Origin of the sequence: Streptomyces sp. NPDC019224 (assembly GCF_040632605.1) — a bacterium.
In the GTDB taxonomy this organism is placed as follows: domain Bacteria; phylum Actinomycetota; class Actinomycetes; order Streptomycetales; family Streptomycetaceae; genus Streptomyces.
On sequence record NZ_JBEYCF010000010.1, the window covers coordinates 70,164 to 93,464 of the forward strand.

The window sequence follows — 23,301 nt, forward strand, 5'->3', positions numbered from 1 at the left end:
CGACGGAACCCGCCAGTATCGAGGGTGGGCTTCCGGGCCCGCCGCAGCCGTCGATCCGAGGGAGCCGCCTGATGTCCGACTTCGTACCCGGACTCGAAGGAGTCGTCGCGTTCGAGACGGAAATCGCCGAACCCGACAAGGAGGGCGGTTCGCTCCGGTACCGGGGCGTCGACATCGAGGAGCTCGTCGGTCACGTCTCCTTCGGCCAGGTGTGGGGGCTGCTGGTGGACGGGGCGTTCGAGCCCGGCCTGCCGCCCGCCGAGCCGTTCCCGATCCCGGTGCACTCCGGTGACGTCCGGGTCGACGTGCAGGCCGCGCTGGCGATGCTCGCCCCGGTGTGGGGGCTGAGACCGCTGCTGGACATCGACGCGGAGACCGCCCGCGAGAACCTGGCGCGGGCCGCCGTGATGGCGCTGTCGTACGTGGCGCAGTCGGCGCGCGGACAGGGCGTGCCGATGGTCCCGCAGCGCGAGATCGACAAGGCGGAGTCCGTCGTGGAGCGGTTCATGATCCGCTGGCGCGGCGAGCCGGACCCCCGGCACGTGAAGGCCGTCGACGCGTACTGGACCTCGGCCGCCGAGCACGGCATGAACGCCTCCACGTTCACCGCCCGGGTCATCGCCTCCACCGGCGCCGACGTGGCCGCCGCGCTGTCCGGCGCGGTGGGCGCCATGTCCGGCCCGCTGCACGGCGGCGCCCCGTCCCGGGTCCTCGGCATGATCGAGGAGATCGAGCGGACCGGCGACGCCACGGCGTACGTGAGGAAGGCGCTGGACAGGGGTGAGCGGCTGATGGGCTTCGGCCACCGCGTCTACCGGGCCGAGGACCCGCGCGCCCGGGTGCTGCGGCGCACCGCCGAGGAGCTGGGGGCGCCCAGGTACGAGGTGGCGCGGGCGCTGGAGAAGGCCGCGCTGGAGGAGCTGCACGCGCGCCGCCCGGACCGGGTCATCGCGACGAACGTGGAGTTCTGGGCGGCGATCATGCTGGACTTCGCCGAGGTCCCGGCGCCCATGTTCACGTCGATGTTCACGTGCGCCCGTACGGCGGGCTGGTCGGCGCACATCCTGGAACAGAAGCGGACGGGCCGCCTGGTGCGCCCGTCGGCGCGTTACGTGGGCCCGGCCGCGCGCGGCCCGCGCGAGGTCGAGGGGTACGGGGAGCTGACGGACCTGGGGAACTGAGCCGGGCGGCGCCCGGCGTCCGCCGGATCAGGCGCGGTCGAGCGCCCAGGTCTGGAGGGCGTACGGGCGCCCCTTCTCCTCGCCCTCGATGAGGGGGACGCCGAGCAGCCGGAAGCCGTTCGCGGTGGCCACGGCGACGCTGGCCGCGTTCTCCGCCTCCAGCTCCAGGACGACCCGGTCGACGCCCAGTTCCCCGAAGGCGTACGCGGCCATCACCCGCACCGCCCGCCCGGCGAGCCCCTGCCCGCGGTGGGCGGGGCCGACCGCGTAACCCAGCTCCGTGCCCTCGGGGGCGCGCCGCAGCATCACCTCGCCGAGCGGCGCCCCGCCGTCGAGGGTGATGGCGAGCAGCACGGCCGTGCCGTCGGCCCGCAACTGCCGGGCCTTGTCGAGCCGCGCGCGGGCGGCCGCGTCGTCGAACGGCGAGACGATCGGCGTCCAGTACGCGATGTCCGGGTGGTCGAACAGCTCCGGCATCGCGGCGAGGTCGTCCTCGGTCCAGTCGCGCAACACGAGCCCCTCGCCCGTCAGTCGGACGTGCTCGGGGAAGGGAGACACGGGGCTGCTGGTCATGCCGGGGACGATATACGGGCGTCGCGTCGCCACCAACCCGTTTCCGGGACCGGGCCCCGGCCGCCCCCTCAGCCCAGCGCCCCGTCCAGCAGCGCCGCCCACTGGGCCACGACCCTGCGGCGGCGGGCGGTGTCGTCGGTGAGGACGTTGGCGAGCCCCAGCCCGCGGGCCATGTCGAGCAGCCCCTGCACGGTCTCCCGCACCCCGGGCCTCGCCTCGTCGGCGCGCAGCAGGTGGACGGCGATGCGGTGGGTCTCGCGGCCGACCCGCGCCTCCAGCTCGGTGACGCGGGGGCGCAGTTGCTCCTCGTTGGACGCGGCGGCCCAGAGCTGGAGGGCGGCGCGGAAGAGGGGCCCGGTGTAGAGGTCGACCAGGGCGGCGACGACGGCGGCGCGGTCCTGGGCGGGGACGGCGCGCAGGGCGGCGGAGCGTTCCTCGGCGACGTACTCGACGGCGGCGGTGAACAGGTCCTCGCGGGTGGGGAAGTGGTGCTGGGCCGCGCCGCGCGAGACCCCGGCCCGCTCCGCGACGACGGCGACGGTGGACCCGGCCCAGCCGTGCTCGGCGAGGCAGGCCACGGCGGCCTCGAGGAGGCGTCGGCGGGTGGCGCGGCTGCGGTTCTGCTTGGGGCCCGGGCTGGTGCCGCCCGGTGTCACAACGCCCATGCGGGGTCCCGTCGTTCGAGGAAGGCCGTCATCCCCTCCCGGGCCTCGGCGGAGGCGAAGAGCCGGGCGGAGCGGGCGATGAGGTCTTCGGCGTGCTGGTCGAAATTCTCCAGCACAGTAGCCGTGACCAGCGCCTTGGAGGCCGCCAGCCCCTGCGGCGAGGCCCGGCGCAGCCCGTCCAGTACGGGGTCGAGCGCCGCGTCCACGTCCTCGGCGGCCAGGGTGACCAGCCCGATCCGGGCGGCCTCGGCCGCGTCGAACCGCTCGCCGGTCAGGCAGTACCGGGCGGCGGCACGGGGGTCGATGCGCGGCAGCAGCGGCATCGAGACCACGGCGGGCGCGAGCCCGAGCCGCGACTCGGTGAGCGCGAAGGTGGCGTCGGGTCCGGCGACCGCGATGTCGCAGGCCGCGAGCAGCCCGAACCCGCCGGCCCGGACGTGCCCGGTGACCCGGGCGACGACGGGCTTGGGCAGGGCGACGATCCGCCGCATGAGGGCGACGAAGTCGTGCGGGTCGGCCGGGGCGCGCAGGTCGGCGCCCGCGCAGAAGGTGGTGCCGGTGTGGGTGAGGACGACAGCGCGCACGGAGTCGTCGGCCGCGCAGGTGTCCAGGGCCTCGGCCAGCCCGGCGACGAGGCCGGCGCTCAGGGCGTTGCGGTGGGCGGGCGAGTCGAGCGTGAGGGTGGTGATGCCGCGCGCGTGGGCGGGCGGGGCGAGGTGGCTCATCCTCGGGGTCTCCTTCACTGCTCTCTGCCGGCTGTCGCGTCGAGCGTGGCAGCAGGCGCAAGAACAATCAAGCGCGCTTGCATGATTTTGCCGGCGTCAGGGAAGGGCCTGCCGCCCTCCGCAGCCTGATCACCGTGACGGTCCTCCGGGCACGGCGTCGCCCATCCGACGAGCCTCGTATCGTTCGTTTCGGACGCGGCCGGCTCGTCGAGCCCCGTACCGCACACAGCACTCACACCCGGGAGACCGACGTGCGACTTCTCCTCAGCTCCTGGTACCTCAAGCCGGGCGAGCGCCCCGCCGCGCTCCCACCGGCATCCCGGACCGGGCGGGCCGGCATCGTACTCAACGCGCTCGATCAGTACGGCTGTTCGCGGGCCCGGGATCTGCCGCGCGAGATCCGCACCTGGGAGTCCTTCGGGTACACCTGCGAGGAACTCGACCTGCGCGACTACTTCTCCGCCCCCGGTGAGCTCGCCGCCCGTCTGGCGGCGCTCGACCTCGTCTGGGCGCTGGGCGGCAACGCCTTCGTCCTCGCCCGCGCGATGACGCAGTCCCGCTTCGCGGATGCCTTGCGGACACAACAGCACCGGCACGACTTCGTCTACGGCGGCTACTCGGCCGGGGCCTGTGTCACCGGACCCGACCTGCGCGGCATCGACCTCATCGACGACCCGGGCGTCCACCCCGACGGCTACCCGGCCGACGTCCAGCCGTCCTGTCTCGGCCTGGTGCCCTTCCGGCTCGTTCCGCATTGGCGGTCCGACCACCCCGACGCGGCGGGGGCGGACCGGGCCGTCGCCTGTCTCACGGAGGCCGGTCTCCGCCATCGCTGCCTGAGCGATGGCGAGACCATCGGCCTTCACACCGTGCCGGGCCTGGACGGAAAGGCCCCGGTTCGCTCCCCCGGGCGCCCCTGACCGCTGGACGAGGTGTCCCAGGAACCCCGGCAACCCCCTCTGTACGATGCTGAGATGCGTCCCGACCACCGCCACGCCCCCGCCGCGCTCCTGATCAACGGCACCGTCGGCGTGGGCAAAACCAGCGTCGCCGGTGCGGTGGGCGGCCTCCTCGCCGAGGCCGGCGTCCCTCATGCCGTCCTCGACCTGGACTGGCTGAGGCAGGCGTGGCCCGCCCCTCCGGGGGACCGGTTCAACTTCACCATGCTGCTCCGGAACCTGCGGAGCGTGGCCGGGAACTACGTCGCCGCCGGTGCCGCTCGCCTCGTCCTCGCGGGCGTGATCGAGCAACGGGCCGAGCGGGACCGACTGGCCGAGGCCGTGGGGACCGACCTCACCGTATGCCGGCTGAGGGCCGAGCTGCCGGTCCTGCAGCGACGACTGGCGCAGCGCCACGCAGACGAACCCGAGGCGCTGCGCTGGCACCTGGACCGGACCACGGAGCTGGACGAGATCCTCGGCCGGACCGCACTCGAGGACTTCACCGTCGACACCACGGACGTTCCCGTTCCGGACGTCGCCGCCTCCGTGCTCAAGGCGGCAGGCTGGCAGTAAGGCCCCCGTGCGGCCATGTCACCTCGGGAGGACGTCAAGTCCTGGCCTTCAGGACGTCCAGCTCACAGCCCGGCGCCGCCGGGTCGAAGCCGTGCTCGGCCGGCCCCAGTCCACGTCCTGCCGCCGGGGAGCCCGCCCCCGGCCGGTGATCCGTAGGAGCCGGTCCACCCGGTCGACGTCCTCGCCCGGGGCGGCCGTCATGGAGCGCACGCAGACGGCTCTCAACGACCTGCTCGCCCGACTGGATCCGTCCCCGTACCGGCCCGGCCGGCGGATCCGCGTTCGCGTCACCGGCCGACCGGCATCGCCCCCGTCGCGGCGACGGACAGGTCCCACAGCCGGGCCGCTCCGTCCGGGTCGACGGCGTAGGAGCAGACGCCGCCGTCGGCCACGGGCTGCCCGGAAGTGGAGAGGACCGCGACGTCGCAGTCCTCCAGGTAGAGGCCGCCCCGGCCGGCCAGGAGGGGTGAGGTGGCGGCCCAGAGCCCGGTCGCGGCGCCCTGCGAGGGCGTCTTGAAGCCCTCGCCGATCACCTTGCCGTGCTCGTCCACCCATCCGTTGTCGATCTGCTCCTGGAGCGCCATCTCCCGCTGCAGCCCGGTGATGATCTTGCCCGGGTGGAGCGAGAAGGCCCGGACGCCGTCCTTTCGGCCGAGGGCGTCGAGGTGCACGGCGAAGAGCGCGTTGGCGGTCTTGGCCTGGCCGTACGCCTGCCACTTGTCGTACCCGGTACGGAAGTGCGGGTCGTGCCAGCGGATGTCCGTGATGCCGTGGGCGCCGGAGCTGTAGACCACGACACGCGCCCCGTCACGAGCAGCGGCGAGGAGCGGGTACAGCTCGCAGGCGAGGGCGAAGTGCCCGAAGTGGTTCGCCGCGAACTGGCTCTCCCACCCGGGGCCGACGTGCCGCTCCGGGGCCGCCATGACTCCGGCAGCGGCGAAGAGGAGGTCGAGCGCGGGCAGTTCCTCGCGGATACGCGCGGCAGCCGCCCGTACGGTCCCGAGGTCGCACAGGTCCATGGGGATGACCTCGGTGTCGCCGGGCAGGTCCGCGAGTGCGGCGCGGGCGCTCTCGGGCCGCCGCGCCGGGACGAGGACACGGGCCCCCGCGGCCGCGAGCGCGCGGGTCGTTTCGAGCCCGAGCCCGGAGTAGCCCCCGGTCACGACGGCGTTCCGGCCGGCGAGGTCGAGGCCGGCGGTGACGTCCTGGGCGGTGCTGGCGGCGGAGAAGGGCGAGCCGATGGGCTGCTGTTCGGTGGTGGTCATGGAGACGAAGCTACGATCTAGAGCGAGGTCTAGGTCAAGCCCTACACTGCGCCCATGGCAACCACCGACACTCCGGCCGACTCCTTGAGCATCGGCGAGGTGGCCGAACGTACCGGCCTCAGCGTGCACGCCCTGCGCTTCTACGAGCGCGAGAACCTGCTCGTCGGCCCGGTGGCTCGCACCTCCGGCGGCCGGCGCCGCTACAGCGCGCTGGACGTCGACTGGCTGCTGATCTGTGTGAAGCTGCGCGAATCCGGAATGCCCCTGGCCGAGTTGAAGCGCTTCGCCGCCCTCGTACGCCAGGGCCCGGGCAATGAATCGGAACGTCTCCGGCTCCTCGACGCCCACCGGCAACGCGTCGACGCCCAGATCGAGGCGCTGGAGGAGTGCCGCTCGGTCATCACCTGGAAGGTCGGCGTCTACGCGGACCACCTGGCACGCGACCGGGCGAACGGCCTCTGGGACCCGACGGCTTGAGGACGCACACGCGTCGCCCGTGCCCGGCCGCCGCGACGCCGTCCCGTCCGCTCACCCCTCGTCATAATTCATGAACCAGTGCGTGTCGAAGTAACGGGCCATCGTGTACGGGTGGTGCGGGTCGACGAGGATGCGGCAGACGAACTGGGCGGTCCCGCAGTCGAAGAACGTGTCCTCGTTGTCGAAGGACCTGACGACGACGGGCCACCGGTCGGGGTCGTCGCCGTCGAGCCGCCAGCAGTACAGATCCTCGTGCTCCGTGCCCGCCCAGACGAGGAGCCGGTCGTCCCCGAAGTGTGTCCAGGGCTCCTGGTTCAGGCTCAGGTACGCGTCGAAGGCGCCGTTGCCGAACGTGGTGACCATGCGCTTGTAGTCGCTGGGGAGCGCGGTGCCCAGGCGCGCCTCCACCTCCCCCCAGTCCACGTCCGGCCGCCGGGGCGGCCCGGCCCAGCCGGTGATCCGTATGAGCCGGTCCACCCAGTCGACGTCCTCGCCCGGGGCGGCCGACAGAGGCTCCGGGACCTCCCTCCGCGCGACCACCAGCACCACCCGCTCGACGCCCTCCGGGTCCCGCACCGTCCCCGTACCGATCCACTGGTCCCCGTAGGCCCACGCCCGCATCTTCACCACTCGGTCCTCGAACGGGGCGAGGAGCGCGGCGCCCGAGGACGCGTCGACCGTCGGATCGCGGAAGCCGTCGAGGACGAGGGTGCGCGGTGCGCCGAATCGGCCGGCGAGCGCCTCCGTCAGTCTCTGCGGGTCCTCGGCACCCGGCAGGTAGATGTGGCCCGCCGGGTCGAGGGTGGCGAGCAGGTCGTTGAGGGCCGTCTGCGTGAGCTCCATGAGGGCCAGTGAAGCGCACGGCAAGGACAATCGTCCGGCTACCGCCCGTCCAGCTGCAACGGCGGGTTCGGGTCCGTCTCGTCGCTCATGAAGTCCTTCATGCCCTGCCACAGCGAGCGCGCCCGGTGGACCGTAACGCCCCGGGCGTCGGCCAGGAGCTCGGCGCGCTCGCCGAAGCCGGCCGGGAGCGGCGGGAGGCCGAGCGCGGCCAGGGTGCGGATCAGGAGCTCCGACGGGTCGCCCGGGTCGCGCAGCAGCCGCGCGATCTCGCGGGCGTCGCCCTGGCCGGCCGCTGCGACCAGCACGTCCGCGTGCTGCTGCGCGGTCTCCTGGGACGGCACCGAACCGGGCCCCGCCCACCGGTGCCGCGCGGCCGTCCCGCCCTTGGCGACGACGGTGAGCACGCGGGCGTCGGCCCCCTCGCAACGGGCGACCAGCGTGGTCAGCCCGGCGGAGTCGAACGCGGTCTCCGCGACCGCCGCGAGCCCGTCGAGCCGCAGCACCGTCGCCCGGCGCCCCCGCTTGCCGGGCGTCTCCTGCGAGGGGGCCGACTCCATCAGCGTCCACCGCCCGGCCGGGGCGAGCCGGACGGTCGCCCCGCACAGCAGCAGCTCCTGCGAGACGCGCTGCGGCGCGCCGGGCACGTACGCGATCTCGTGGGCCGCCTGCGCGGACTCCGGCAGGGGCACCGTGGGGGCGGGGACGGTGCCGTTGCGGGGGACGGAGGCGGCGAGCCCGGCCCGGGCGCCCTCCCGAAACTCCAGGAACGCCGCCAGGGGCTCGCCCGCGTAACTCCACGGGTACGCGGTGGCGTACCGCCCGATGGAGCGGTAGACGTCCAGCGACTCGGTCCAGCGTGCGCGCCCGTTCAGCGCCCACACCAGGTGGTTGCGGACCAGCCGGGCCGCGTGGTCCTCGGGCGGGCGCGAGGCGGAGTACGCCTGCGCGGTGGCGATGATCGCGTCGGCCCGGTCGGCGCCAGGAGCCCCGCCGTCGTGCCGCCGCCCCGCCTGCAGGCCGACCTCGGTCAGGGCCACGACCTCCAGGGCGCGCAGCGGCGAACCCTCCGGCGCGTCGGCGGCGGCGCGGGCCGCGTAGCCGAGCATCTCCTCGTGGCTGCCGTACCACTTGGCGGCGAGGTACTGCACGGCGTGCGTGTGGGTGGGCAGGTGGTGCGGCGCGCAGGCGAGCGCCTGGCCCAGGCACTCCTCGAACACGTCGCGCGGCGCCTGGGCGCCGATGCAGTGGGTCAGGGCGGCGGACCACGGCACCGGGTCGCCGGGGCTGGCCGCGACGGCCGCCTCGATGACCGGCAGCGCATCGTTCAGCAGCGCGTGGAAGGCCCGGAACCGCTCCTCGTCCACGTCCTTCGCGCGCGCGGCCGTACGGACCCGCCACGCCTCCTCGATCCGCCGGAACGCCTCGACGGCGAGGGCGTCAGGGTCCTCCGGCGACTCGTCCAGCCAGGCCCCCAGCCACGCCGCGTCGTCCACCGCGATCTCGGCGAGCGCGGTGACGACCTCGTGCCGGAGCGTCCAGCCGGCCTCCTCCCGGGTGGCGGCGAGGAGCGTACGGGCCGGTGCGTACGCGCCGCGACGTACGGCGGCCAGCGCCTCGACGGCGCGCGCGTCCGGCGCGTCGACCACGACCGCGTGGTCCGGCACCAGCCCGACCCCGGTCGCCTCCAGGTTCCGCACCATGCGTGCCGCCTTGCCGAACACGTCCGCCCCTCCCGTAGAACCACTTGTGCCCGCCATGATCGCCGCCGCACCGCACCGGCGCCGGACCGGCCCCCGAGCCGTGTCCATACCGCCGTCACGACGTGACCGGAACGGTCGGTGTCGGTGGCGCCCCCTACCGTGCGCCCATGGGATTCACAGGTCACCTGGTCTTCGCCCGCAGCCAACACCCTCTGTCGGAAGCCCCCGTGTTCGGCGGCGCCGCCCAGCAGCTGGACGACGGCGCGCACGCGTGGCCGCCGCGCCCGGGCGGCTGGCAGACCCTGCAACTGACGCACGGCTTCTGGCAGTACGAGCTGCTGCCCGCCCTGGTCGAATGGACCGGCGCCCCGGCCTGCTTCGCCGACGTCCACGACAGCGACCTCGCCCTGGTGACGGGCCTGGACACCGAGGGCCGCCGCTGGCAGGGATGGCTCAACCCGCACATCGCCGCGCGCGTGCTCCTCAGGACACCCGAGGACGTGGACGACGAGAGCCTGTGGCTGAACACCCCGCAGTTCGAGGAGGCTTACGCCCGCAAGCGGGCAGAGTTGGACGCGGACGTCCCCACGGTCGCCGAGCGCGCTCTCGCCTGGGCGACAGCGGCCGGCGTCCGCACCACGGCCCAGCAGCACCACATCGAGGACCTCCTGCGCACGCACCACACCTTCGCGGAGGACCTGTTCGCGGCCCTCCTGGACGAACTGGACTTCCCGGAGGCCCCGCTCACCTGACGTTGTCCGCGACCATCAGCGCGGCGCGACGCGCTCGTCGTTCCAGTCCGGGACGGTCGTGGTGCCCGGGGCCCAGTCGGCCCGGCACCACGTTCCCGCCCCGCCTAGGGTGTGCGCATGTCGCTCAGTCGCATCGTTCTGTCGTCGGGTCGTCCGGTCGAGCTCACCGAGATACGTATGTCCTCGACGTACGCCGGATTCCTGGAGGGCTACCCGTGCAAGCCCGTCAATGAGATGAAGCTGCGGGGGTTGCGGAGGCAGGCGGAGCAGGCGTTCCCCTCCACGCCGCTCCACCTGGTGCCGCCGCGCCTCGAGTATCCGGACCAGACCGCCGGGGCGTTCGGGCCTGTCGAAGTGCTGCCTTCCGTGGCCTGTACCGGCCTCTTCCGCTCGACGGCGGTGGCGCCCGCCCTGGACCCGGTCCTGCACCGCTCCGCCCTCGCCGTCATCTGGTTCCAAAGCGCCCTGGACGTCCCCTCGGGGGAGGACGCCGAACCCGCGCTGCTCGACCTTCGCTGGGACGAACTGGCCCAGGACCACGAGCTCTAGGGGCGCCGTCGTACGGCCCGCAAGCATCGAAGGCGATCTGACAAACACAGAGGGCGTGATCCCGGTTCAAGATCACGCCCTCTGCCCAGCCCCGATATCGAGGCGCCGCGCTGGCCACGGGGTTGGACCAACGGTGTTTCGCCGTACGAAGGTCTTCCGAGCCGCCGGTCCGGCACACCGCAGCCGGCGCCCGAGCGAGGGGCCGCAGGCCCGGTCCGCTACGCGTCCCGGACGACACTGCCGACGAACGCACGCCACCCGTCTGCGGCGCACGTCAACACCGGACCGGCCTGCACCTTGCTGTCCCGTACGGCAACCGCCATACCGAGGTTCGCGACCTCGACACAGTTGCCGTTTCCATTGCTGTGGCTCGATTTGAACCACTTAGCGTCGTCAACCCTTTTCATAGCTCCCTGCCAACTCACCCATCAGGCGCCGTGACGCCTGCTCATCCAGCGATGCGTTCCAGACGTCGTCGAAGGCCGCGTCGTACTGTCGCACCTCCCGCTCCTTGTCCAGATACAGCCCCCCGGTGTACCCGTCCGCGTAGACCGTCGGCGGCTCCGTGGCGACCCCCTCGCCAGTCAGCGGGAACCGCAGGATCACGAACAGCCCTGTCACCACCCCGGCATGCATGCCGGCTGCGAAGGGGACCACTCTGATGGAGACGTTCGCGCGCTCTGATACGTAGATCAGGTGGGCCAGTTGTTGCGCCATCACCTCCCGTCCGCCGACAGGGCGACGAAGCACCGCCTCGCCCAGCACCGCCCTCAGTACCGGCGGGTCAGTGGCACGGGTCAGCATTGCCTGTCGCTCGATGCGCAGCCGTACGCGTCCGTCGAGATCCACCTCACCGATGTCACGGATGTGCGTGCGGATGATCTCTCGCGCGTATCCCTCGGTTTGCAGCGGCCCCGGAACGATGTCGCTCTCGTACATCGACAGCGACGATGCCGCCTCTGATCACCGGCCCTGTGACGTGGGCTTTCCGGGCAGTTGTGGACGCGGCGGCTGGTGGGCGAGCTGATCGCGAAGCTGTACCGGGTGCGGCTGACCGAGGTGGGGGTGGGCAAGTACCTGAAGCGTTGGGGGCTGTGCTTCCAGCGTCCGGACAAGCGGGCCGTCGAGCAGGACCCCGAAGCCGTACGCCGCTGGCATCAGGAGACCTGGCCGGAGATCCGCGCGAAGGCGAGGGCCGACGGCGGGGAGATCCTCTTCGCCGACCAGGTCGGCATCCGCTCGGACCAGGTCACCGGCCGCACCTGGGGAGAGAAGGGGAAGACGCCCGTGGTGCGGCGGACCGGGAACCGGTTCTCGGTGAACGCGATGTCCGCCTCGCCGGCCACTTCGAGACCAAGGGCCACCTCGTGGTCGACGGGCACTCCGCCCTCCGCTCCAAGAAGGTCCGCACCTGGCTCACCGCCCACCCCGACGACATCGAGCTGCACTTCCTGCCCCCGTACTCGCCCGAGCTGAACCCCGACGAGCTGGTCAATGCCGACCTCAAGCACAGTCTGCCCAAGCAGCACCGGGCCCGAGACCAGGCCGAACTCGCCGCCGAGACCCGCCGCTTCTTCCGCAGACGCCAACGCCAGCCACACACCATCCGCGGCTACTTCGGCGGCCCACACGTCCGCTACGTCCTGGACGAGAACCCCATGAGTTTCTGATCAATAAGCACCGTCACCCACTCGGCAAGGGCGTGAGGCAGGTGCAGTGCGGCAGGCATACGCAACCAACAGGGCTTCCATGATGCCGAGTTGAGCCATATACACCTCCTCACCGACAAGGAAGCCCTGTCCATTGCGCACCCGATCGCACAAGCCCGGCACACGATCAGCGGCCACGCCGGCATCGCCCCATACCCGGAGAGGTGTCGCGCGTACCCATCCAATATGCACACCCATGCAACATGAAAGTACCTCTTTGCCCAGATCTCTAACGTTAAATGTACTTTGAATGCAGTGCAGCCTGTTCGCGAAAATGCATGGGCGAGCTTTCCCGACGAATACCTCTAGAGGCGCCCGCCGATCTGTGCTTTCCTGAGTCCAAGACGATCTTCCACAGAGCATGGCAGCGGGAGAGCTTCTTGTTCCGTGCAATCAACCATCAAGAAAGGGGTTCCTTCAGCGCCTTTGCGAGAGCCTCCCTGGTGGTACCTTCCTCCACCACGAGTCGATAGGGCAGTCTGGTCACTCAGAACGAATCGGAAAAACTGACACTATCAATCAGTTCCTCAAGTAGATCCCTTGGTACATATCTCGCTTCTGACCCTTCAGGGAAGCGGTTACGCCATATTGGGTAATCGTCGAGTTTTTGAGGAGTAACTTCGGGATAATCCTCGACGATATTAATGAAATGAGTGAGCGGGAAATCGAAGGTGCGACAATCTAGATGTCCATTTTGCAGGGTCGCGGGAAGGTAGCACTGGGCGCAAGCTTCATGGCGGCAGGAGGGAAGCTTGCCGCCGCAACGTTCATCTCGAGCTTGCACTCACTCGTATTCTTCACATCTATCCGGGGATACTTGCCGGAGGTAGCTGCGGCGTACGGAACATCGGTAACTGCCATGTCCGCAGCGACGATGCTGGCCACCGGCGGAATGATTTTGGTCGTTCAGCGGCTGAGCCGGGCACAGGGGCACAGTGAGCGACAGAGGTCACTGGAGAGCGTATGTGCAACCGTTACGCTTTCTCTGGGCGCACTCGCACTAGCGTTGGCCGTTGTGGGTTTCGTCGTCACCGCGCTAGACAGTACCGGCCTTACCGGCCTGGCCTACTGGTGCCGGGTGCCGACCATGCTTTTGGCTCCGATTCAATCATTGATATCCGGGCTACTCGTCGTCGGTAAGCGAGAGGGGATGCAGCTTCGCACAACGATTGAGAATTTCATAATCACCTGTACCGTCGCTGCTCTCCTCCCCTTGGCCGGCCTCGGCCCCCACTCAATACTCATTGTGATCGGCCTCTTTGGCGCCACGATTGATTCATTCACCCTATTTCGTCAGTGGCGGCGATTGGGGCCGGATAAATCTATCCTGTTCGCAGGCATGCGAAACGGCGTTAAGCAACTTAAGTACCGGCTGGGCTTTCATGTGCGGCAGATTCCTTCTCTGGCCGCTGGAGCAGCAGATGGCCTGGTTATGATGAGTTCTTTCGCTATCATCACGATGCTGGCGACTCACGCTGGGGCTACCACCGGTGCCGCTACTGCGGCACTGATCAGCGCCGTTCGCTCACTCATCATCCCAATGAAGCAGTTCGGGGTGGCTGGCGGAAGAATGGCAAAGGGCAGCCCAGATCTTGCTTCCACGGACAAGCGGATTCGGTTCTTCGCTACCTGCATAGCACTCGTCCTGGTTCCCATGGGACTGGTACTGATTGCAGCCCCGCAGGTATTTGTCACCATTTTCGGGTCAGTACTTTCACATCAGGATACAGAGCTAGCTATCCGCCTTGTGGGCGTGCAGCTGCTGATTGAGCCAGTGGCCGGATTCGGCTCTGCCATACTCAAGATTGTCATCGCCCCAAAAGCATCGCTACTAGCCCTCGCCGTAGTGATGTTCTGTGGTGTGGTGCCCTGCATCATCACTCTCGCGTTCACCACACATCTAACTCTTGGTCACATATGGTCCGTCATGCTTACGGGGCGAATCGCATTCGCAGGATCGGTGCTCTTCGTCTACGAGCGGTGGAGGAGAAAAGCGCGTGAATTCACTAAGGGCCGCGATGCCGCCTGGGCTCGACCTCACTGAGGCTCCTCACGAACTTCCAAAATCTTTCAAAGCTGATGTTCTAGCACGGTCGAAGAGCTGCGACTGGCGTCGCTACCCACATCCTCCGCACGCCGTACAGCCTTGGTGCTCACTCAGCCGCGGCGGGGTGGGGTGAGCTTCTCCAGGTCGAGGTTGATCTCGAAGGGCACCGGACGGGTGAGCGAGCCTCTGAAGGTGCCGACGGGTACGTAGGTGGCGATCGGCTCGTCCAGTTCGTAGACGTGGACGGCGGGTGCCCCCTCCTCGTCCTCGATGCGCCAGTAGTGCGGGATGCCCGCCTCCGCGTATTTCCGCAGTTTCACCGTGCGGTCCCGGTGTGCGGACTCCGGGGAGACCACCTCTGCCGCGAGCCGTACTTCATCCGGTGCGAACCAGGTGCGGTGACCATCGAAGGGGGCCGTCGTCACCAGCAGATCCGGATCGGGCCGATTTCGCTGGTCGAGTGTGATGGCCATCTCCCGCCCGATCCTCACATCGGCCGGTGCCTGTTCCATGAGAGCCACGGTGAGCATCGTGACGAGATGGCCGTGCCACCACCGCTGCGGGGCGATGAAGACGAGGGCTCCGTCATCTGGTTACGGATCGTCGCGACCAGGTCACGCCACCCCCGCTGCGCGTCGGCGGTGGCGAACCGGATCTCGTACTCGGTCTTCCTCGGAGGCCGGGGGACCAGATCCCCCTATCTTCGCGGCGGCCACGGTCAGGGACGCTCCACGGTCTCGCCCACGTCCAGCCAATCGAGGTCGGCGCTGCCGAGTCCCGCAGCCACCGCCGTGGCCGTCTCCTTCCAGGAGGTCAGCTCGGCGATCGCCAGGTGCGGCTGGTTGGTGGCGAACGACGCCCGCGCGGCGTCGACCAGATCCTGCGCGCAGGACTCTCTGTCGGACGGCGACAGCGCGAGCATCCAGGGGAACGCCTTGACCATACGCTCGGCAAGCGTGCCGTTCTCGTCGAGCGTCACCGTGATGAGCTGCGCGGCGAAGTCCAGCAGGCGGGCACGCCCCTCGGCCTCGCGCTGGGACATCAGGACCAGCGCCGCACCGTCCCGGCGGGTCACCGTGACGGGGTGGTTCTCGGGCTCGGCGAAGACCTCGGCCGAGTGCTTGCTCAGGTCCGAGGAGCGGCGGGTGGTGGCGGAGATGCCAGCTGCCGGGATCATGCGTCGATTGTATTCGGAACCTGTTCGGAAGTTCAGGGGAGAATGAGCCCCCCGCCCCGAGGGTGTGCCCCACCGGCATGCGCGACGAAGGCACACTTTCGGGAAGAGGAGGCCCCTCACCCCTGCCCCGCCTCCCGCTCCCGCAGCTCCCGCAGCTCCCGCAGCTCCCGCAGCTCCCGCAGCTCCCGCAGCTCCCGCAGCTCCCGCAGCAGGATCTTCCCCGAGGCCGCCCGGGGCACCGTCTCCGTGAACTCCACGCGTCGCACCTTCTTATACGGCGCCACCCGCTCCATCAGGCCCTCCGCCGTCACCGCCGCCCCCGCGCCCCGGACCACATAAGCCTTCGGGATCTCGTTGCCGTCGGGGTCCCGGACGCCGAGCACCGCCGCATCCACCACCGACTCATGGGCGAGGAGCAGCGCCTCCAGCTCCGCGGGCGCGACCTGGTAGCCCTCTTCATGGCCTGGGGCCCCGGATCAGGATCTCGCCGGACGCGCCCTCCGGCGCGTCGAGCGAAGGGGAATCGCTGCGGAACACGTGCGCCATGGCGGGTCGGCCCCTTCGGTGCGGTGGGCGGCGGCCTCTCGCGTACGTACGGGCAACTGTGCGCCCTTCAGTACGACTTGGGGAGACCCAGGGTCTGGTGGGACACGTAGTTCAGGATCATTTCCCGGCTGACGGGCGCGATCCGCGCCACCCGTGCCCCCGTGATCAGCGAGGCCAGGCCGTACTCGCGCGTGAGGCCGTTGCCGCCCAGCGTGTGCACCGCCTGGTCCACCGCCTTCACGCACGCCTCCCCCGCCGCGTACTTCGCCATGTTCGCCGCCTCGCCCGCGCCGGCGTCGTCGCCCGCGTCGTACAGGCGGGCGGCCTTCTGCATCATCAGGCGGGCCAGTTCGAGCTCGATGTGGGCCTGGGCCAGGGGGTGGGCGATGGCCTGGTGGGCGCCGATGGGCTCCTTCCAGACCTGGCGGGTCTTCGCGTACTCGACGGCCCGGCCGAGCGCGTAACGGCCCATGCCGATGCCGAACGCGGCGGTCATGATGCGCTCGGGGTTGAGGCCGGCGAACAGCTGGAGCAGCCCCGCGTCCTCATCCCCCACCAATGCCTCCACCGGCAGCCGCACCTCGTCCAGCACCAGTTCGAACTGCTTCTCCGGGGCGTGGACCTCCATGTCGATCTGCGACCGCTGGAAGCCGGGCGTCTCGCGGGGGACGATGAACAGGCACGCCTTGAGCCTGCCGGTCCTCGCGTCCTCCGTACGGCCGACGATCAGCGTCGCGTCCGCGATGTCGACGCCCGACACGAACACCTTGCGGCCGGTGAGCAGCCAGTCCCCGCCGTCGCGGCGGGCGGTGGTGGTGATGCGGTGCGAATTGGAGCCGGCGTCCGGCTCGGTGATGCCGAAGGCCATGGTGAGGGAGCCGTCGGCGAGCCCGGGGAGCCACTGCCGCTTCTGCTCCTCCGTGCCGAAGCGGGCTATCACCGTGCCGCAGATGGCGGGCGACACGATCATCATGAGGAGCGGGGAGCCGGCCGCGCCCAATTCTTCGAGAACGATGGACAGTTCGGCCATGCCCGCGCCCCCGCCGCCGTACTCCTCGGGGAGGTTCACGCCGAGGAAGCCCGCCTTCGCGGCGTCCGCCCACAGCTCGTGGGGGTGGCCGCCCTCGCTGACGAGGGACGTCATGTACGCGCGCCCGTACCGCTTGCCGAGGGCGGCGACGGCGGCGCGCAGGGCCTGGTGCTCTTCGGTTTCGAGGGCGGTGCTCATACGGGCGGCTCCTCAGAAGGGTCGGTGACGACGGCGAGCAGGGCGCCGACCTCCACCTGGAGGCCGGGCGCGGCGTGCAGGGCGGTGAGGGTGCCGGAGGCGGGCGCGAGGACGCGGTGCTCCATCTTCATCGCCTCCAGCCAGATCAGCGGCTGCCCGGCCTCGACGGCCGCCCCCTCCGCGAGGCCGTCGGCGAGGCGGACGACCGTGCCGGGCATGGGGGCGAGCAGGGAGCCGGGTTCGGTGCGGGCGGCGGGGTCGGTGAAGCGGGGCAGGGCGGTGAAGGTGTACGCGCCGGAGGCGGTGTCGACGTACACCCTGTCGTCATCCGGGACGACCTCGAAGTGGCGGGTGACCCCCTCGTGTTCGAGGGTGACGCGGACCCGGCCCGCCGAGACCACGCGCACGCCTTCGGTGCCCACGCTCAGGCCGTCCCGGGTCGGGCGGTACGTGATCTCGTACGCGACGCCGTCCGGTTCGCCGCGGTAGCGCCGGACCTGGGGCTGCGAGGGGAGGTTGCGCCAGGCGCCGAAGCGGGTGAAGCCGCCCGTGGTGGACGTGGCGTTACGGGCGGCCTGGGCCACGGCGGCGGCGGTGGCGGCGAGCAGGGCGGGGCCCTCGGCGGCGGCCCCGGTCAGCGCCGCCAGGTGGCGGTCGTAGAACCCGGTGTCCTGGCGGGCGCCCACGAAATCAGGGTGCCGCAACGACCGGACGAGCAGGTCCCGGTTGGTCACCGGGCCGTGGATGCGCGCCCGCTCCAGGGCGCGGGCGAGCAGCCGCACCGCCTCGGTGCGCGTCGGCGCCCGGGCGATCACCTTGGCGATCATCGGGTCGTAGTGGACGCCGATCGTGTCACCGCCCGTGTACCCGGTGTCCAGCCGCACGCCCGGCTCCTCCGGCACCTCCAGCGCGAGCAGCGCTCCGGTCTGCGGCTGCCAGTCGCGCGCCGGGTCCTCCGCGTACAGCCGGGCCTCGACGGCGTGCCCGACGGGCGGCGGTGGCTCGGCGGACGGCAGTGGCTCGCCCTCGGCGATCCGGAGCTGGAGCGCGACGAGGTCGAGCCCGAACACCTCCTCGGTGACGGGGTGTTCCACCTGGAGGCGGGTGTTCATCTCCAGGAAGTACGGCCGCCCGCCGGGAGCGACCAGGAACTCCACGGTCCCGGCCCCCCGGTACCCCACGGCCCGGGCGGCGGCCACCGCCGCCTCGTGCAGCCGCGTCCGCAGCGCGTCCGACAGGCCCGGCGCGGGCGCCTCCTCGATGACCTTCTGGTGGCGGCGCTGGAGCGAGCAGTCGCGGGTCCCGAGCGCCCACACCCCGCCGTGCTCGTCGGCCATGAGCTGGACCTCGACGTGCCGGCCGCGCTCCACGTACGGCTCGGCGAACACCTCGCCGTCCCCGAACGCGGACAGCGCCTCGGCCGCGGCGGCGGTCAACTCAGCCGACAGGTCGGCTAGTTCCCGTACGATCCGCATCCCGCGCCCACCGCCGCCGGCCGCCGCCTTCAGCAGCAGCGGCAGGTCGTCGGCGGTCGCGGCGGCCGGGTCCACGGGGGCGAGGAGCGGCACCCCGGCGGCGGCCATCAGCTCCTTGGCGCGGGTCTTGGACGCCATCAGCCCGATGGCCTCGGCCGGTGGGCCGATCCACCGCAGCCCGGCGTCCCGCACGGCGGCGGCGAAGCCCGCGTTCTCGGAGAGGAAGCCGTACCCGGGGTGCACGGCGTCCGCCCCGGCCGCGAGCGCGGCGGCCACGACGAGATCGCCGCGCAGATAGGTGTCGGCGGGGGCCGCGCCCGGCAGCCGTACGGCGGTGTCGGCCTCCCGGACGTGCAGCGCGCCGGCGTCCGCGTCGGAGTACACGGCGACGGTGGCGATGCCGAGGGCCCGGCAGGTGCGGAAGATCCGGCAGGCGATCTCGCCCCGGTTGGCGACGAGCAGGCTGGTGATCACTTCACTCCTCACATCCGGAAGACGCCGAAGCCGCCCCGGGCGCCCTCGACCGGTGCGGTGTGGATGGCGGACAGGCACATCCCGAGGACGGTCCGGGTGTCGCGCGGGTCGATGACCCCGTCGTCGTACAGCCGCCCGGACAGGAACATCGGCAGGGACTCGGACTCGATCTGCTGCTCGACCATCGCGCGCAGGGCGGCGTCCGCCTCGTCGTCGTACGGGCGGCCCTTCGCGGCGGCCGAGGCGCGGGCCACGAGGGAGAGCACCCCGGCCAGCTGCTGCGGGCCCATGACGGCGGACTTGCTGCCGGGCCAGGCGAACAGGAAGCGCGGGTCGTACGCCCTGCCGCACATGCCGTAGTGACCGGCGCCGTAGGAGGCGCCCATCAGGACCGACAGGTGCGGGACCTTCGAGTTGGAGACGGCGTTGATCATCATCGCGCCGTGCTTGATGATGCCGCCCTGCTCGTACTCCCTGCCGACCATGTAGCCGGTGGTGTTGTGCAGGAAGAGGAGCGGGATGTCGCGCTGGTTGGCGAGCTGGATGAACTGGGCGGCCTTCTGCGACTCCTCGCTGAACAGCACGCCCCGCGCGTTGGCGAGGATGCCGACGGGGTAGCCGTGCAGAGCGGCCCAGCCGGTGACCAGGCTCGTCCCGTACAGCGGTTTGAACGCGTCGAAGTCCGAGCCGTCGACCAGCCGGGCGATCACCTCGTGCGGGTCGAACGGCACCTTCAGGTCGCCGGGCACGATGCCGGTCAGCTCGTCCGCGTCGTACTTCGGCGGCTCGGCCGGTCCCGGATCGGGGTGCGCCTTGCGCCAGTTGAGGCGGGCGACGATGCGGCGCGCCCGACGCAGGGCGTCGTGCTCGTCGACGGCGAAGTGGTCGGCGAGCCCGGAGGTGCGGGCGTGCATCGCGGCGCCGCCGAGCGATTCGTCGTCGCTCTCCTCACCGGTCGCCATCCTCACCAGGGGCGGGCCGCCCAGGAACACCTTGGACCGCTCCTGGATCATGACCGTGTGGTCGGACATGCCGGGGACGTACGCGCCACCGGCGGTGGAGTTGCCGAAGACCACGGCCACGGTCGGGATGCCGGCGGCGGAGAGCCGGGTGAGGTCGCGGAAGAGCGCCCCGCCGGGGATGAAGATCTCCTTCTGGGAGGGGAGGTCGGCGCCCCCGGACTCCACCAGGCTGATCACCGGGAGCCGGTTGGCGAAGGCGATCTCGTTGGCCCGCAGCGCCTTCTTCAGCGTCCACGGGTTGGAGGCGCCGCCGCGTACGGTCGGGTCGTTGGCGGTGATCAGGCACTCCACGCCCGCCACCACCCCGATCCCGGTGACCAGCGAGGCGCCGACCGTGTACTCGCTGCCCCAGGCGGCGAGCGGCGACAGCTCCAGGAACGGGGTGTCCGGGTCGACCAGCAGCTCGACGCGCTCGCGGGCGAGCAGCTTGCCGCGCCCCCGGTGCCGCGCGACGTACTTCTCGCCGCCGCCCTCCAGCGCCTGGGCGTGCGCCGCGTCCAGCTCGGCCAGCTTGTCGAGCATGGCGGCCCGGTTGGCCGCGTAGTCGGGGCTCGCGGTGTCGAGCGCGGTGGGCAGGACGGTCATGCGGGCACCTCCAGCAGGGCTACGGGTATCTCCAGGTGGCGGGCGCGCAGCCACTCCCCCAGGGCCTTGGCCTGCGGGTCGAAGCGGTGCTGCGCGGCGACGCCCTCGCCGAGCAGTCCGTGGACGGTGAAGTTCAGCGCGCGCAGGTTCGGCAGGACATGGCGGACGACGGTGAGCCCGGCGGTCTCCGGGAGGAGCTGCCGGAACCGCTCGACGGTCAGGGCGTGCGCCAGCCACCGCCACGCCTCGCCGTCCCGGACCCACACGCCGACGTTGGCGTCCCCGCCCTTGTCCCCGCTCCGGGCCCCGGCGACCCGGCCGAGGGGCGCGCGGCGGGTGGGCCCGGGGTCCGACGGCGGTGGCAGAGGCGGCTGTCCGACGTCCTGAAGGGGCCGTGTCCGTACGGGACGGCCGACGGTCAGCCGCGTTCCGTCGGGCAGTACGGCGACGTGCTCCACGTCCTTCGCCGGTACGTACCGCGCCTCGAACACCCCGTAGGGAGCGCCCTTGCCGGGCGGGGCGGTGAGGTGGAAGCCGGGGTAGCTGCCGAGGGCCAGCTCGATCGCGGCACCGGACAGCGCACGGCCGACGGGTTCCTGTTCGCGGTCCCGGACGACCAGCCGGAGCAGGGCGCTGGCGGTCTCCTCGGTGCCGGCGTCGGCCCGGTCCGTGCGGGACAGCTCCCAGCGGACCTCCCGCGGCCGGCGCCCGGCGCGCTCGAAGGCGTCCTCCACCTGGTCCCGGACGAGCCGCGCCTTGGCCTCGATGTCGAGCCCGGTGAGGACGAGGACGACCTCGTTCCGCCAGCCGCCGAGCCGGGTCAGCCCGGCCTTGAGCGTGGGCGGCGGGGCCTCGCCGCGTACGCCGGAGATCCCGACCCGGTCCGGGCCGTCCCGCGTCAGCCGTACGGTGTCGAGCCGGGCGGTGACGTCCGGTCCGGCGTACCGGGCGCCGCCGGTCTCGTAGAGGAGCTGGGCGGTGACGGTGCCGAGGTCGACGACGCCGCCGGTGCCGTCGTGCTTGGTGATGACGGAGCTGCCGTCGGCGTGGATCTCGGCGAGGGGGAAGCCGGGGCGGCGGATGTCGTGGTCGCGGAAGAAGGCGTAGTTGCCGCCGGTGGCCTGCGTCCCGCACTCCAGGACGTGCCCGGCGACCACGGCCCCGGCGAGCGCGTCGTGGTCGTCCGGGCCCCAGCCGAAGTGGGCGGCGGCGGGGCCGGTGACGAGGGCGGCGTCCGTCACCCGGCCGGTCACGACGACCTCGGCACCGGCCCTCAGACAGGCCGCGATGCCCGCGCCGCCGAGGTAGGCGTTGGCGGTGAGGAACCCTTCCGGTACGGGCAGGCCGTCGCCCTCCACATGGGCGACCCGCACCGGCACGCCCACCTTCCCGGCCAGCTCGCGTATCGCGTCGGCGAGCCCGGCCGGGTTGAGCCCGCCCGCGTTGCTGACGATCTTCACGCCCCGCTCGTGCGCGAGACCGAGCCCCTCCTCCAGCTGCCGCAGGAACGTGGAGGCGTAGCCGCGCTCCGGGTCCTTGAGGCGGCCGCGGCCGAGGATGAGCATGGTCAGCTCGGCGAGGTAGTCCCCGGTGAGGACGTCGAGCGGGCCGCCGGTGAGCATCTCGCGCAGGGCGTCGAAGCGGTCGCCGTAGAAGCCGGAGGCGTTGCCGATACGGAGGGGCGGGGGCGGGGGCTCCCCGCGTTCCGGGGTCGCGGGCCCGGGCGCCCGGGCCGTCCCCAGCGCCCCGCGCCCGACGGTCGCAGACCCGACGGTCGCAGGCCCGACGGTCGCAGGCCCGACGGTCGCAGGCCCGACGGTCACGGGGCCGGGCGTCCCCGGCCGGCCCGTCGGCCCGCTCACCGGTCCGCCTTCGGCGCCCGCCCCGCCCCCGCCGGCCCGGCGAACGCCTGCGCGAGGGAGAGCCAGGCGTCGGCGTCCGCCCCCTCCGCCCGCACCGCGAGGTCGTCGCGGTGGGCGCGCTGCGTGACGAGCAGGCAGAAGTCGTGCAGCGGCCCGGTGACGCGCTGCCCGGCGTCCTCGGGGCCGTAGGTGAGCAGCTCGCCGCCGGGCGCCTCCAGCTCCACCCGGAACTCCTCGGCGGGCGCCTGCTTCCCCCGGACGAGGAAGGCGTAGTCGCGGGCCCGGACCCCGATGCGGGCGACGTGCCGCAGCCGGGCGGTGGGGGTGCGGGTGACGCCGAGGGCGTCGGCGATGTCCTGGCCGTGCGCCCAGGTCTCCATGAGCCGTCCGGTCGCCATGGAGGCGACGCTCATCGGCGGCCCGTACCAGGGGAACTTCGTCCCGGCGGGGGCCGCGCGCAGGGCCTCCTGCAACCGCTCGCGGCCCTCGCGCCAGCGGACGAGCAGCGCGTCGGGTGCGTACGCGGCGACGATCTCCCCGGCGGCCCGGTCGACGAAGCCCTCGGGGTCCTTCATGGCCTTCGACACCTCGTCGCCGAAGCGGCCGGGGTAGGTGACGGAGATCAGCGCGACGTCGTCGGTCCAGCTCAGGTGGGCGATCTGGTGGGCGAGGGTCCAGCCCTCGGCGGGGGTCTTTCCCGCCCACTGTCCCGGGGTGGCCCCGGCGACGAGCAGATCGAGTTCCAGGCTCTCGCTGCGCAGATCGTCGAGCACGGCTGAGGCGTCGGACACGGTGCGCTCCCCTCGGGGCGTGACGGTGTGCCCGGGAGCCTGCCAGCGGAACGTAAAACAATCAAGCATGCTTGCATGATTTTTGTCGGCCGACCTCCGGCCCCGTCGTCACCCACCGGCGTGGCGGGGGCCGACCGGCCC

Annotated in this window: 20 protein-coding genes and 4 pseudogenes; 8 read left to right on the forward strand and 16 right to left on the reverse strand. The window is 71.6% G+C overall.

The window, feature by feature from the left end; translation table 11 throughout:
• The first annotated feature begins 71 nt into the window (after positions 1–71).
• On the forward strand, positions 72–1,181 hold the full coding sequence (locus ABZ564_RS08995) for a citrate synthase 2 (RefSeq protein ID WP_360851907.1): 1,110 nt from the start codon (positions 72–74) through the stop codon (positions 1,179–1,181).
• 27 nt (positions 1,182–1,208) lie between these two features.
• Here the strand turns inward: ABZ564_RS08995 and ABZ564_RS09000 are convergent, their stop codons facing one another.
• The 3 genes from ABZ564_RS09000 to ABZ564_RS09010 all read right to left on the reverse strand — a co-directional run bounded on the left by ABZ564_RS09000 (position 1,209) and on the right by ABZ564_RS09010 (position 3,144).
• Entirely contained in the window at positions 1,209–1,754 is a 546-nt protein-coding gene (locus ABZ564_RS09000; protein WP_360851910.1) for a GNAT family N-acetyltransferase, read from the reverse strand.
• Positions 1,755–1,822: 68 nt separating this feature from the next.
• Positions 1,823–2,419 carry a TetR/AcrR family transcriptional regulator gene (locus ABZ564_RS09005; RefSeq protein WP_360851913.1) on the reverse strand — a complete coding sequence of 199 codons (597 nt, stop codon included), beginning with the start codon at positions 2,417–2,419 and terminating at the stop codon, positions 1,823–1,825.
• Positions 2,407–3,144: an enoyl-CoA hydratase family protein gene (locus tag ABZ564_RS09010; protein ID WP_360851916.1), complete on the reverse strand. Its 738-nt coding sequence runs from the start codon at positions 3,142–3,144 to the stop codon at positions 2,407–2,409. The genes ABZ564_RS09005 and ABZ564_RS09010 overlap by 13 nt, the downstream gene beginning before the upstream one ends.
• Before the next feature lie 251 nt (positions 3,145–3,395).
• Between ABZ564_RS09010 and ABZ564_RS09015 the strand changes: the two genes are divergently transcribed.
• Together ABZ564_RS09015 and ABZ564_RS09020 are read left to right on the forward strand one after the other, a co-directional pair.
• Complete coding sequence (locus tag ABZ564_RS09015) at positions 3,396–4,064, forward strand: Type 1 glutamine amidotransferase-like domain-containing protein (RefSeq protein ID WP_360851919.1); 669 nt, start codon at positions 3,396–3,398, stop codon at positions 4,062–4,064.
• 54 nt (positions 4,065–4,118) lie between these two features.
• The gene (locus ABZ564_RS09020) at positions 4,119–4,658 is read left to right on the forward strand and encodes a hypothetical protein (RefSeq protein WP_360851922.1); all 540 of its coding nucleotides are present in this window, start codon (positions 4,119–4,121) and stop codon (positions 4,656–4,658) included.
• A gap of 287 nt (positions 4,659–4,945) precedes the next feature.
• Here the strand turns inward: ABZ564_RS09020 and ABZ564_RS09025 are convergent, their stop codons facing one another.
• Entirely contained in the window at positions 4,946–5,923 is a 978-nt protein-coding gene (locus ABZ564_RS09025) for an SDR family NAD(P)-dependent oxidoreductase (RefSeq protein ID WP_360851925.1), read from the reverse strand.
• Between the two features lie 54 nt (positions 5,924–5,977).
• On the opposite strand from ABZ564_RS09025, the gene ABZ564_RS09030 reads away from it, so the two are divergent.
• On the forward strand, positions 5,978–6,400 hold the full coding sequence (locus ABZ564_RS09030) for a MerR family transcriptional regulator (protein WP_360851928.1): 423 nt from the start codon (positions 5,978–5,980) through the stop codon (positions 6,398–6,400).
• A 51-nt stretch (positions 6,401–6,451) separates the two neighbouring features.
• Here ABZ564_RS09030 and ABZ564_RS09035 read toward each other — a convergent pair whose 3' ends face one another.
• Both ABZ564_RS09035 and ABZ564_RS09040 read right to left on the reverse strand, forming a co-directional pair.
• Entirely contained in the window at positions 6,452–7,243 is a 792-nt protein-coding gene (locus tag ABZ564_RS09035) for a hypothetical protein (RefSeq protein ID WP_360851931.1), read from the reverse strand.
• Between the two features lie 38 nt (positions 7,244–7,281).
• A complete protein-coding gene (locus ABZ564_RS09040; RefSeq protein ID WP_360851934.1) occupies positions 7,282–8,943 on the reverse strand; it encodes a hypothetical protein in 1,662 nt (553 codons plus the stop codon).
• Positions 8,944–9,110: 167 nt separating this feature from the next.
• Between ABZ564_RS09040 and ABZ564_RS09045 the strand changes: the two genes are divergently transcribed.
• Positions 9,111–9,695 carry a hypothetical protein gene (locus ABZ564_RS09045; protein WP_360851937.1) on the forward strand — a complete coding sequence of 195 codons (585 nt, stop codon included), beginning with the start codon at positions 9,111–9,113 and terminating at the stop codon, positions 9,693–9,695.
• A 117-nt stretch (positions 9,696–9,812) separates the two neighbouring features.
• On the forward strand, positions 9,813–10,244 hold the full coding sequence (locus ABZ564_RS09050; RefSeq protein WP_360851940.1) for a hypothetical protein: 432 nt from the start codon (positions 9,813–9,815) through the stop codon (positions 10,242–10,244).
• Positions 10,245–10,462: 218 nt separating this feature from the next.
• Here the strand turns inward: ABZ564_RS09050 and ABZ564_RS09055 are convergent, their stop codons facing one another.
• Both ABZ564_RS09055 and ABZ564_RS09060 read right to left on the reverse strand, forming a co-directional pair.
• Positions 10,463–10,651, reverse strand: coding sequence for a DUF397 domain-containing protein (locus ABZ564_RS09055; RefSeq protein ID WP_360851942.1), 189 nt, complete (start codon positions 10,649–10,651; stop codon positions 10,463–10,465).
• A pseudogene (locus tag ABZ564_RS09060) lies at positions 10,638–11,192 on the reverse strand (DUF5753 domain-containing protein); the annotation flags it as partial. The gene ABZ564_RS09055 and the pseudogene ABZ564_RS09060, both read right to left, overlap by 14 nt.
• 33 nt (positions 11,193–11,225) lie before the next feature.
• Here ABZ564_RS09060 and ABZ564_RS09065 point away from each other — a divergent pair.
• Positions 11,226–11,914, forward strand: a pseudogene (locus ABZ564_RS09065) (transposase); the annotation flags it as partial.
• Positions 11,915–12,638: 724 nt separating this feature from the next.
• On the forward strand, positions 12,639–13,997 hold the full coding sequence (locus ABZ564_RS09070; protein ID WP_360851945.1) for a hypothetical protein: 1,359 nt from the start codon (positions 12,639–12,641) through the stop codon (positions 13,995–13,997).
• A gap of 113 nt (positions 13,998–14,110) precedes the next feature.
• Here ABZ564_RS09070 and ABZ564_RS09075 read toward each other — a convergent pair.
• The 8 genes and pseudogenes from ABZ564_RS09075 to ABZ564_RS09110 all read right to left on the reverse strand — a co-directional run.
• Positions 14,111–14,587 (reverse strand): annotated as a pseudogene (locus ABZ564_RS09075) (Uma2 family endonuclease); the annotation flags it as partial.
• Positions 14,588–14,718: 131 nt separating this feature from the next.
• Entirely contained in the window at positions 14,719–15,177 is a 459-nt protein-coding gene (locus tag ABZ564_RS09080; protein WP_360851948.1) for a prevent-host-death protein, read from the reverse strand.
• A gap of 116 nt (positions 15,178–15,293) precedes the next feature.
• Positions 15,294–15,632 (reverse strand): annotated as a pseudogene (locus ABZ564_RS09085) (4-coumarate--CoA ligase family protein); the annotation flags it as partial.
• A gap of 158 nt (positions 15,633–15,790) precedes the next feature.
• A complete protein-coding gene (locus ABZ564_RS09090; protein ID WP_360851951.1) occupies positions 15,791–16,951 on the reverse strand; it encodes an acyl-CoA dehydrogenase family protein in 1,161 nt (386 codons plus the stop codon).
• The gene (locus ABZ564_RS09095) at positions 16,948–18,900 is read right to left on the reverse strand and encodes a biotin carboxylase N-terminal domain-containing protein (protein WP_360851954.1); all 1,953 of its coding nucleotides are present in this window, start codon (positions 18,898–18,900) and stop codon (positions 16,948–16,950) included. Before ABZ564_RS09095 ends, ABZ564_RS09090 begins: the two co-directional genes overlap by 4 nt.
• Positions 18,901–18,908: 8 nt before the next feature.
• Positions 18,909–20,507, reverse strand: a complete 1,599-nt coding sequence (locus ABZ564_RS09100; protein ID WP_360851957.1) for a carboxyl transferase domain-containing protein — start codon at positions 20,505–20,507, stop codon at positions 18,909–18,911.
• Positions 20,504–22,180: an acyclic terpene utilization AtuA family protein gene (locus ABZ564_RS09105; RefSeq protein ID WP_360852185.1), complete on the reverse strand. Its 1,677-nt coding sequence runs from the start codon at positions 22,178–22,180 to the stop codon at positions 20,504–20,506. The genes ABZ564_RS09100 and ABZ564_RS09105 overlap by 4 nt, the downstream gene beginning before the upstream one ends.
• A gap of 185 nt (positions 22,181–22,365) precedes the next feature.
• The gene (locus tag ABZ564_RS09110; RefSeq protein ID WP_360851960.1) at positions 22,366–23,160 is read right to left on the reverse strand and encodes a TIGR03084 family metal-binding protein; all 795 of its coding nucleotides are present in this window, start codon (positions 23,158–23,160) and stop codon (positions 22,366–22,368) included.
• Positions 23,161–23,301: the final 141 nt, after the last annotated feature.

What these genes read in the sequence shown, in the direction of transcription:
- ABZ564_RS08995 (WP_360851907.1), top strand. Translation starts at nt 72, where the DNA reads ATGTCCGACTTCGTACCCGGACTCGAAGGAGTCGTCGCGTTCGAGACG.
- ABZ564_RS09000 (WP_360851910.1), bottom strand. Translation starts at nt 1,754, where the DNA reads ATGACCAGCAGCCCCGTGTCTCCCTTCCCCGAGCACGTCCGACTGACG.
- ABZ564_RS09005 (WP_360851913.1), bottom strand. Translation starts at nt 2,419, where the DNA reads ATGGGCGTTGTGACACCGGGCGGCACCAGCCCGGGCCCCAAGCAGAAC.
- ABZ564_RS09010 (WP_360851916.1), bottom strand. Translation starts at nt 3,144, where the DNA reads ATGAGCCACCTCGCCCCGCCCGCCCACGCGCGCGGCATCACCACCCTC.
- ABZ564_RS09020 (WP_360851922.1), top strand. Translation starts at nt 4,119, where the DNA reads ATGCGTCCCGACCACCGCCACGCCCCCGCCGCGCTCCTGATCAACGGC.
- ABZ564_RS09025 (WP_360851925.1), bottom strand. Translation starts at nt 5,923, where the DNA reads ATGACCACCACCGAACAGCAGCCCATCGGCTCGCCCTTCTCCGCCGCC.
- ABZ564_RS09030 (WP_360851928.1), top strand. Translation starts at nt 5,978, where the DNA reads ATGGCAACCACCGACACTCCGGCCGACTCCTTGAGCATCGGCGAGGTG.
- ABZ564_RS09035 (WP_360851931.1), bottom strand. Translation starts at nt 7,243, where the DNA reads ATGGAGCTCACGCAGACGGCCCTCAACGACCTGCTCGCCACCCTCGAC.
- ABZ564_RS09040 (WP_360851934.1), bottom strand. Translation starts at nt 8,943, where the DNA reads ATGGTGCGGAACCTGGAGGCGACCGGGGTCGGGCTGGTGCCGGACCAC.
- ABZ564_RS09045 (WP_360851937.1), top strand. Translation starts at nt 9,111, where the DNA reads ATGGGATTCACAGGTCACCTGGTCTTCGCCCGCAGCCAACACCCTCTG.
- ABZ564_RS09050 (WP_360851940.1), top strand. Translation starts at nt 9,813, where the DNA reads ATGTCGCTCAGTCGCATCGTTCTGTCGTCGGGTCGTCCGGTCGAGCTC.
- ABZ564_RS09055 (WP_360851942.1), bottom strand. Translation starts at nt 10,651, where the DNA reads ATGAAAAGGGTTGACGACGCTAAGTGGTTCAAATCGAGCCACAGCAAT.
- ABZ564_RS09070 (WP_360851945.1), top strand. Translation starts at nt 12,639, where the DNA reads ATGTCCATTTTGCAGGGTCGCGGGAAGGTAGCACTGGGCGCAAGCTTC.
- ABZ564_RS09080 (WP_360851948.1), bottom strand. Translation starts at nt 15,177, where the DNA reads ATGATCCCGGCAGCTGGCATCTCCGCCACCACCCGCCGCTCCTCGGAC.
- ABZ564_RS09090 (WP_360851951.1), bottom strand. Translation starts at nt 16,951, where the DNA reads ATGAGCACCGCCCTCGAAACCGAAGAGCACCAGGCCCTGCGCGCCGCC.
- ABZ564_RS09100 (WP_360851957.1), bottom strand. Translation starts at nt 20,507, where the DNA reads ATGACCGTCCTGCCCACCGCGCTCGACACCGCGAGCCCCGACTACGCG.